Below are 8,876 nucleotides of genomic sequence, written 5' to 3'. Positions count from 1 at the left end.
CCCCCGGCTCGACCGGTGGGTCCGTCGCGTCGTCGCGCGCCGGCGGGGGAGCGTCGCCGCGTGCCGACCGCGGTGCCCGGTGGGCGGCACTGCCCGCGGCCGTGCGGGTCGTCGTGCTCGTCGCGTCGGCGGTCGTGGCCGTCCTCGCGGGTGTCGCGTTCTCCGGTGCCGTCGCGCCGCGCGTCCTCGCCGACCCCGGCGCCGCCGTCCGCTGGGGGCTGCCCGTCGCGGAGACGCTCACCGAGCTCGCCGGGGCCGTCGCCCTCGGTGCGCTCGTCCTCGCGATCGGCGTCCTGCCGCGCCGCCAGCCCGTGCTCGCCGCCGACGCGCGCGCCACGCCCGGCCGCGCCGACGGTCGCGCCTACCCGCGCAGCCTCCTCGTCGCCGCGTGGGCCGGCGGCGTGTGGACCGTCGCGTCGCTCGTGCACCTCGTCCTCACCTACGCGAACGTCGCCGGGCGCCCCGTCGACTCCGCGCAGTTCGGGCAGGAGCTCGGCGTCTTCGTCACGCAGATCGACCTCGGCCGCACGCTGCTGCTCGTCACCACCGCGGCCGCCGTCGTCACCGCGCTGTCGCTCGTCGTCGCCACGCCCACCGGTGCCGCGTGGACGGCCGTCGTCGTGCTCGTCGCGCTCTACCAGCAGGCGCAGACCGGGCACGCCGCGGGGGCGTCCGGGCACGACCTCGCGACGTCGTCGATGGTCGTGCACCTCGTCGGGGCCGCGGTCTGGATCGGGGCGCTCGCCGCGCTCGCCGTCGTCGTCCGGTGGGTCGGCACCGACCTGTCCGCGTCCGTCGCGCGGTACTCGGTCATCGCCGGGTGGTGCTTCGTCGCCGTCGCCGTCTCGGGCCTGGTCAACGGCCTGCTGCGGACCGACGGCTGGTCCGACCTCACGACGACCTACGGGGTGCTGCTGCTCGCGAAGGTCGCGCTGTTCGGGGTGCTCGGGCTCCTCGGCCTCGCCCACCGGCGGGCCGTCATCCCGCGCCTGACCGGCGGTGCGGCGGTCGCGCCGCGCGTCGACGCGCTCTCGGGCGTCCCGGCGACGACGGGCTCGTCCGCCGCCGGTGCGTCGTCCGACGGGCCGGCGCCGACAGCGTCGCCGGCCGCCACCTCGACGTCCGGACTCGCGCGCGCCACCTCCTCGACCGCCTCGTCCGGCCGCCCCTCCTCGGCCGGCGGGTCGTCCGGCGCACGGGGCACGTCGGCCACCGCTGCTGCTCTGGTCGACGCCGCACGGCGCGCGAGCAGCGCGCTCTTCTGGCGGCTCGTGCTCGTCGAGCTCGCCGTCATGGGTGCCGTCTCGGGCGTCGCCGTCGCCCTCGGCTCGACCGCGCCGCCCGTGCCCGAGGAGCCGCCCGTCGACCCGTCGCCCGCGTACCGCCTCACCGGCCACCCGCTGCCGCCCGAGCCGACGACGCTCCGCTGGCTCACCGAGTGGCGCTGGGACCTGCTGCTCGCGTCCGCCGCCGTCGCGGGTCTCGTCGTCTACTGGCGGTGGGTGCTGCGGCTGCGTCGCCGCGGCGACACGTGGCCGTGGGCGCGCACCGCGTCGTGGACGGCGGGGATGCTGCTGTTCGGCTGGACGACGTCGGGCGGGCCTGCGCTCTACGGGCACGTGCTGTTCAGCGCGCACATGGTGCAGCACATGGTGCTCGCGATGGTGGTGCCGATCTTCCTCGCGCTGTCCGCGCCCGTGACGCTCGCGCTGCGCGCGCTGCCCGTCCGCTCGACGCGGCTGCGCGACGACGTCTCCCGCGGTCCGCGCGAGTGGATCCTCGTGCTGGTGCACAGCCGCGTCGGGTCGTTCCTCGCGAACCCCCTGGTCGCGGCCGTCAACTTCGTCGGCTCGATGATCGCCTTCTACTACACCGGCCTGTTCGAGTGGTCGCTGCGGTCCCCGGTCGGGCACCTCGCGATGGTCGTGCACTTCACGCTCGCCGGGTACCTGTTCGTCAACGCGCTCGTCGGGATCGACCCCGGCCCGCGGCGCCTCCCGTACCCGCAGCGGCTCCTGCTGCTGTTCGCGACGATGGCGTTCCACGCGTTCTTCGGCGTCGCGCTCGTCTCGGGGGAGACGCTCCTGGTCGCCGACTGGTTCGGGCTCATGGGCCGCCCGTGGGGGCCGAGCGCGCTCGCCGACCAGCAGATCGGCGGCGCGATCACGTGGGGCATCGGTGAGATCCCGACGCTCGCGCTCGCGATCGGCGTCGGGTTCGCGTGGGCGCGCGACGACGAGCGGACCGCGCGCCGTCGGGACCGGAAGGTCGACCGCGAGGGCGACGTCGAGCTCGACGAGTACAACGCGATGCTCGCGGGCCTCGCCGAGCGCGACGCCCACCAGGTCGACGCGCGCGCCGCCCGCCGCGCGGACGAGCGCGACGCGGGCACGCCCACCGCCTGACCGTCGACCCGACCGCCGGGCTGTCAGCACGCTCACCGCCACCACCGCACGTCCGGTCGGCGACCCGGGCGTCGTGACCGGTCGACGTCCAGTTCCGGTACCGAGACCCGGGTCGCGGTGGTCGGGAGCCCAGCGGGCGAGGGCGGGAACGTTCGCCGGGTGTTCACCGGTCGCTCACCGGGCGGCGGTTCGTCGGGATCCTCCGGGTTGTTGGCTGTCGTCGCCCCCGCCCGACGCCCTCCGAGAGGCCCGCGCATGACGACCACCGACGACCGTCCCGGACCCACCCCCTCCCGCCGCGCGCTCCTGCCGTTCCTGCCGATGGCGGGCCACACGTCGGGCAAGCGCTCGCCCATGACGTGCCACCTCAAGTGCGGGGACGCGTGCGCGCAGCCCGTCCCGAACACCACCGACAACCCGTACTTCCGCGACGTCGTCGACGCCGCGCTGAGCCGACGCGCCGTCCTCGCGGGCGCCGTCGTGGCCGGTGCGGCCGTCGCGATCGCGCCCGTCCTCGGCGACGCGACGCCGGCCGTCGCGCACGGCCCGGGCGGCGGCCCCCGCGGTCGTCTGGGGTTCACCCCGATCGCTCCGGTCCCCGCCGCGACCGACGCGTTCACCGTGCCCGCCGGGTACCAGTGGCGTCCGCTCGTGCGCTGGGGCGACCCGCTCCTGTCGTCGCGCGACCGGTTCGACCCCGCGACGGTCACGCCCGAGGTCGCGGAGCGCCTGTTCGGCTACAACTGCGACTACGTCGACGTCCTCGAGGACCGCGACGGCCGCTCGGGTGTGCTCGTGGTCAACCACGAGTACACGAACGAGAACATCATGTTCCCGCCCGCGACGACGCCCGAGGAGCTCGACCGGCAGCGCCGCGTCGCGATGGCCTCGCACGGCCTGTCCGTCGTCGGCCTGTACCGCGAGCGCAAGGGCAAGCCGTGGACCTACAAGGTCGGCGCGCGCGCCAACCGGCGGATCACCGCGTCGACGCCGTTCACGTTCTCCGGCCCCGCAGCGGGTTCCGCGCTGCTGCGGACCGTCGCCGACCCGGCCGGCACCACGCCGCGCGGCACGCTCAACAACTGCGCGGGCGGCACGACCCCGTGGGGCACGGTCCTGTCGGGCGAGGAGAACGTCAACCAGTACTTCCGCACCGCGGGCACGTCGGCGGCCGACAAGCGGTACGGGTTCGCGGACAAGGCGACGACGCGCGGCTGGGAGGACGTGGACCCGCGCTTCGACGCGCGCAACCCCGGCTACGAGAACGAGCCGCACCGCTTCGGCTGGATCGTCGAGGTCGACCCCGAGGACCCGACCGCGCCACCCGTCAAGCACACCGCGCTCGGCCGGTTCAAGCACGAGGGTGCGAACGTCATCGTCGGGCGGTCCGGCCACGTCGCCGCGTACATGGGCGACGACGAGCGGTTCGACTACCTGTACAAGTTCGTCTCGAAGGACCGCTACCGGGAGGGCCGGCGGCACCGCGACGCGAACAAGCGCCTCCTCACCGCGGGCAACCTGTACGTCGCGCGGTTCCTCGGCGACTCGCCTGTCTCCGAGATCACCGGGACCGGCGCGCTGCCGTCCGACGGGGCGTTCGACGGGACGGGCCAGTGGATCCCGCTCGTGCTCGACGGGGTGTCGCAGGTGCCGGGCTTCACGACGGAGGAGGTCCTGGTCTTCACGCGGCTCGCGGCCGACGCCGTCGGCGCGACCAAGATGGACCGCCCCGAGGACGTCGAGCCCAACCCGGTGACGGGTCGCGTGTACGTGGCGTGCACCAACAACACCGACCGCGGCGCCGCCGGCAAGGAGGGGGCGACCGAGCCGAACCCGCGCGTCACGAACCGCAACGGGCACGTGGTCGAGCTGACCGAGTCGTCGAACGACCCGCGGTCCACGACGTTCGGCTGGAGCATCCTGCTGCTCTGCGGCGACCCCGCGACGACGACCGGGACGTACTTCGCGGGATTCCCGCCCGAGAAGGTGTCGCCGATCTCCTGCCCCGACAACGTCGCGTTCGACTCCTCGGGCAACCTGTGGATCTCGACCGACGGGCAGCCCGGCACCATCGGGTACTGCGACGGGCTGTTCAAGGTGCCGCTCGAGGGCCGTGAGCGCGGCCGCGTCCAGCAGTTCCTGGCCGTGCCGCGCGGCGCCGAGACCTGCGGCCCCGTGGTCCGCGACCGCGACGAGATGGTCTACGTCGCCGTCCAGCACCCGGGCGAGGACGGCACGTGGGCGGCTCAGCAGTCCTACTTCCCGGACTACGTCGCCCCCGGCTCCCTGTCCGCCGGCCGCTGGGGTGGCCCCCGCCCGTCGGTCGTCCAGGTCTACCGCCCCTGAGGCGCCGCCCCCGCCCGCCCGGCCGGCGCCTGACAACCCCCGGCGGCCGGCCGGGCGGCCCTCCGGCCGCCGGCCTCCTCGCTCTCGGCAGCAGTCCGACCCGGGTCTGGGTACCGCAAAGGTGCACCTAGCGGTAACGAGACCCGGGTCCCGCGGGGTAGCGGCCGGTGGATCGCGGCATCGAGACGTGCACAGGCGTCAGGTGAGTCGTGCGCGTCCACAGGTCCGGTCGCAAAGCGAGACCCGCAGTGATCGGACGCGGTGAGGTCGGCGCATGCCAGCCAGGTCCGACGTCCCGCTGTCGCTGCTCACGCTCGCTCGGCGTCAGGGCGGGCTCGTCTCGGCCGCGCAGGCGTCGCTCGCAGGGATCGGCGGAAGCCGACGCTCGCGGCTCGTCTCATCGGGTCGATGGTCGCGCCGCGCGTGGTCGGTGTACGACGTCGAGCCCGGGCGCAGGCGTTCGCTCGACGAGCGACGTCAGGAGAGCGCGTGGCTCGGGCTCCTCGCCTTCGGTCCTGAGGCGATCGCGGTGGGTGGCGCGGCGCTCGTGCTGCATGGCGTCGCCGGACTGCCGGCGGTCGTCCGACCGGAGGTGGCGCTCCCGGGCGGACGTCATCTCCGCGATCGTGACGGCATCACCGTCCGATGCTTCGGTGACCCCCTTCCCTTCCCTGTCAGCAGGTACGGGGCGGGGAATGTCGCCCGGCTGCCATGGGCGCTCGCGCAGGCGGTCCCTCAGTTGGGCGCACGTCACGCCGTCGCCGTCCTCGACGACGTCCTGCGACGAGGGCTGCTGCCGGCGCACGGGTTGTCCGACGTGCGCCGACTGGTCGAGCGCCGACGAGGCGCAGCATCCGTGCGAGACGTCTGGGACCTCGTCGACCCGCGTGCCGAGTCACCGCTGGAGACCTTCGCCCGCGTGGACTGCATCGCTGCGGGACTGCCGCCGGACGACCTCCAGGTCGTCGTCCGCTCCGCGGACGGGACGTTCCTCGGCCGCGCGGATCTCGGCTGGCGTCTGCGGGACGGCGGGTGGCTTCTGGCCGAGATCGACGGCCGCGACGTGCACGAAGCGCCCGAGGCGCTCCTGCGCGACCGTCGTCGGCAGAACGCGCTGCTGGCGACGGGGCGGGTGCGCCTGCTGCGGTTCACGGCCGCCGACCTCGGCGCGTCCCGGGCTCTGGTCAGGACGGTGGCCGCATCGCTCGCATGCGACCGGCGACCCGGTCCTGGGTACCGCGTCGTCGGCGTTTCCGGTCACGAGCCCCGGGTCGACGACCACGTCGGTTCTGGGCGGACCGGCGACCCGGCGATGAGAACCGCTTCCGCGGCCGGTCCGGTCACCAGGACCGGGTCGATGGGAGAGCCTGGTCAGGTGGGCGTGATAGGACGGGGCGGTGACGATGACGACTGACAGCGGCGCCGGCGGCGGCGCGGACGAGACCCTGGACGAGCGGACGATCGGCGGCATCGGTCCCGGCGGTGCAACGGGCGGCGGTGGCGTCGGTGCGACCCGTGGTGCCGGGAGCGGGGACGCCGGGGACGGTGCGGCGGCGGCGACGCCGTTCCACGACCTCGACGCGTACGTCGGGATCCCGCGGGTGTCCGGGTTGGTGCTCTCGCCGGACGGCACGCGGCTGGTGACGGCCGTGGCCACGCTCGACGCCAAGCGGACCAAGTACGTGACCGCGCTGTGGGAGGTCGACCCGTCGGGCGAGAAGCCGGCCCGACGCCTGACCCGCAGCGCGAAGGGCGAGGCCAGCGCCGCGTTCACGGCGTCGGGCGACCTGCTGTTCACGAGCGCCCGGCCCGACCCGGACGCGAAGGACGGCGACGACGACCCGGTCCCGGCGCTGTGGCTGCTGCCCGCGGACTACGCGGAGGCCCGCGTGGTGGCGGACCGGGTCGCGGGTGTCGGCGGGGTGCGGACGGCGAAGGACGCGTCGGTCGTGCTGGTGAGCAGCGACGTGCTCCCCTCGGCGCCGGACGCGGAGACCGACGAGAAGCTGCGCAAAGCCCGCAAGGACAAGAAGATCGCGGCGATCCTGCACGACGCGTACCCGATCCGGTACTGGGACCACGACCTGGGACCGGACGCGCCGCACCTGTTCACGGCGGACCTGTCCGCGGACGTCGTGACGCCGCTGGCGGGCGACCGCGACCCGCGGCTCACGCTGCGCGACGCGACGCCCGACGCGCGAGCGGCGCTCGTCGAGCAGTCGGCCGCGATCACGCCGGACGGCCGCACGGTCGTGACGGGGTGGACGCGGTACCTGGCGCGCGGCGACCAGCGCAGCGAGGTCGTCGCGATCGACGTGGCGAACGGTGAGCGGCGCACGCTCGTGGCCGACGACGCCGCAGACGTGTACGGGCCGGTCGTGTCGCCCGACGGCCGCTGGGTCGTGTTCACGCGCGAGACGGTGTCGACGCCGCACCAGGCGCCCCACGTCTCCCTGCAGGTCGCGCCGCTGGCCGGCGGCGACGCGCGGCCGCTCGTCGACGGCTGGGACCGCTGGCCGCACGACCCGGTGTGGCTGCCGGGCTCGGACGCGCTGCTGGTGCTCGCGGACGACGACGGCCGCGGGCCGGTGTTCCGCGTGGACCTCGCGTCGGGCGCGGTGACGCGCGTGACGGCGGACGACGCGGTGTTCACCGACGTGCAGGTCAGCCCCGACGGGCGGACGGCGTACGCGCTGCGCTCGTCGTACGAGGCGCCCGCGCACCCGGTCCGCATCGACCTGGCGGCGGCGGCCGAGACGGGTGCGCCGGTCCTGGCCACGCCCCTCGTCGGGCCCGTCGCGACGCCGAGCGTCCCGGGCATGCTGACCGAGGTGGAGACCACGGTCGGCGACGGGCGACGCGTGCGCGCGTGGCTCGCGCTGCCCGACGGTGCGAGCGCCGACGCCCCGGCCCCGCTGCTGCTGTGGATCCACGGCGGCCCGCTGGGCTCGTGGAACACGTGGTCGTGGCGGTGGAACCCGTGGCTGCTGGTCGCGCAGGGGTACGCGGTGCTGCTGCCGGACCCGGCGCTGTCGACGGGCTACGGGCAGGACTTCATCCAGGCGGGGTGGGGCTCGTGGGGCGAGGCGCCGTTCACGGACCTCATGGCGATCACCGACGTCGCGGAGGCGCGCGACGACGTCGACGCGTCCCGCACGGCGGCGATGGGCGGCTCGTTCGGCGGCTACATGGCGAACTGGGTCGCCGGGCACACGGACCGGTTCCAGGCGATCGTCACGCACGCGAGCCTGTGGGCGCTGGACCAGTTCGGCCCGACGACGGACGCGGCGTACTACTGGGAGCGGGAGATGACCGCCGAGATGGCGCTCGACAACTCTCCGCACCGGTTCGTCGACAAGATCGTCACGCCCATGCTGGTCGTGCACGGCGACAAGGACTACCGGGTGCCGATCGGCGAGGGCCTGCGGCTCTGGTACGAGCTCGTGTCCCGATCGGGCCTCCCGGCGGACGACGAGGGCCGCACGCCGCACCGGTTCCTCTACTTCCCTGACGAGAACCACTGGATCCTCAGCCCGCAGCACGCGGTCGTCTGGTACCAGGTGGTCGAGGCGTTCCTCGCGCAGCACGTGCTGGGTCAGGCGGACGTGGCGTACCCGGACGTCCTGGGCTGACGGACGTGGCCGGATGACCTGACCGGGTGACGATGCCGCCTCCAGATGCGAGGTTCCACTACCCGCGCCAAACTCCTCTGTCAAGAGTCGAGCGCCGCCCAGTTCGACGAAGTTCGACGGGCGTCCCGAACGGGAGTTCGACGGGACGGAAGGAGCCACGCATGGGTATCGGAGGCGGCATCGCCCTGATCGTCATCGGCGCGATCCTCGCGTTCGGCGTGCGGGACAGCATCGACGCCATCGACCTGACGATGATCGGGTACATCTGCATCGGCGCGGGCGTGCTCGCGCTGATCCTGGCGCTCATCATCAACGCGCAGCGCAGCAACACCTCGCACCGTGAGGTCGTCGACCACCGCACGGTCGGGACGGCCCAGCCCGTCGCCCAGCCCGTGGTCCAGCAGCCGGTCCAGCCGGTGCAGCAGACCCCGGTGCAGCCGGTCCAGCAGCAGCAGCCCCCGCAGGCCCCCCCGGCGCCCCCCGCGGGCGCCTG

The 8,876-nt window shown here is 74.5% G+C and carries 5 protein-coding genes; all 5 read left to right on the top strand.

Features of this window, described 5'->3' with window-relative positions; translation table 11 throughout:
* Positions 1 to 2,405 (top strand): bifunctional copper resistance protein CopD/cytochrome c oxidase assembly protein (locus CTKZ_RS08600; protein ID WP_371852350.1); only part of this gene is annotated, 2,405 nt, incomplete at its 5' end.
* Positions 2,406 to 2,660: 255 nt separating this feature from the next.
* Entirely contained in the window at positions 2,661 to 4,751 is a 2,091-nt protein-coding gene (locus CTKZ_RS08595) for a PhoX family protein (RefSeq protein WP_124342562.1), read from the top strand.
* A 274-nt stretch (positions 4,752 to 5,025) separates the two neighbouring features.
* On the top strand, positions 5,026 to 6,165 hold the full coding sequence (locus CTKZ_RS08590; RefSeq protein WP_124342561.1) for a type IV toxin-antitoxin system AbiEi family antitoxin domain-containing protein: 1,140 nt from the start codon (positions 5,026 to 5,028) through the stop codon (positions 6,163 to 6,165).
* Positions 6,155 to 8,383, top strand: coding sequence for a S9 family peptidase (locus CTKZ_RS08585; RefSeq protein WP_124342560.1), 2,229 nt, complete (start codon positions 6,155 to 6,157; stop codon positions 8,381 to 8,383). Before CTKZ_RS08590 ends, CTKZ_RS08585 begins: the two co-directional genes overlap by 11 nt.
* A gap of 161 nt (positions 8,384 to 8,544) precedes the next feature.
* The coding region (locus CTKZ_RS22425; RefSeq protein ID WP_225916124.1) for a DUF6458 family protein at positions 8,545 to 8,876 on the top strand (332 nt) is incomplete at its 3' end.

Origin of the sequence: Cellulomonas algicola, assembly GCF_003851725.1 — a bacterium.
GTDB lineage: Bacteria > Actinomycetota > Actinomycetes > Actinomycetales > Cellulomonadaceae > Cellulomonas > Cellulomonas algicola.
The sequence above is the reverse complement of the archived record's forward strand: the minus strand, read 5'-3'. Positions and strand labels throughout refer to the sequence as shown.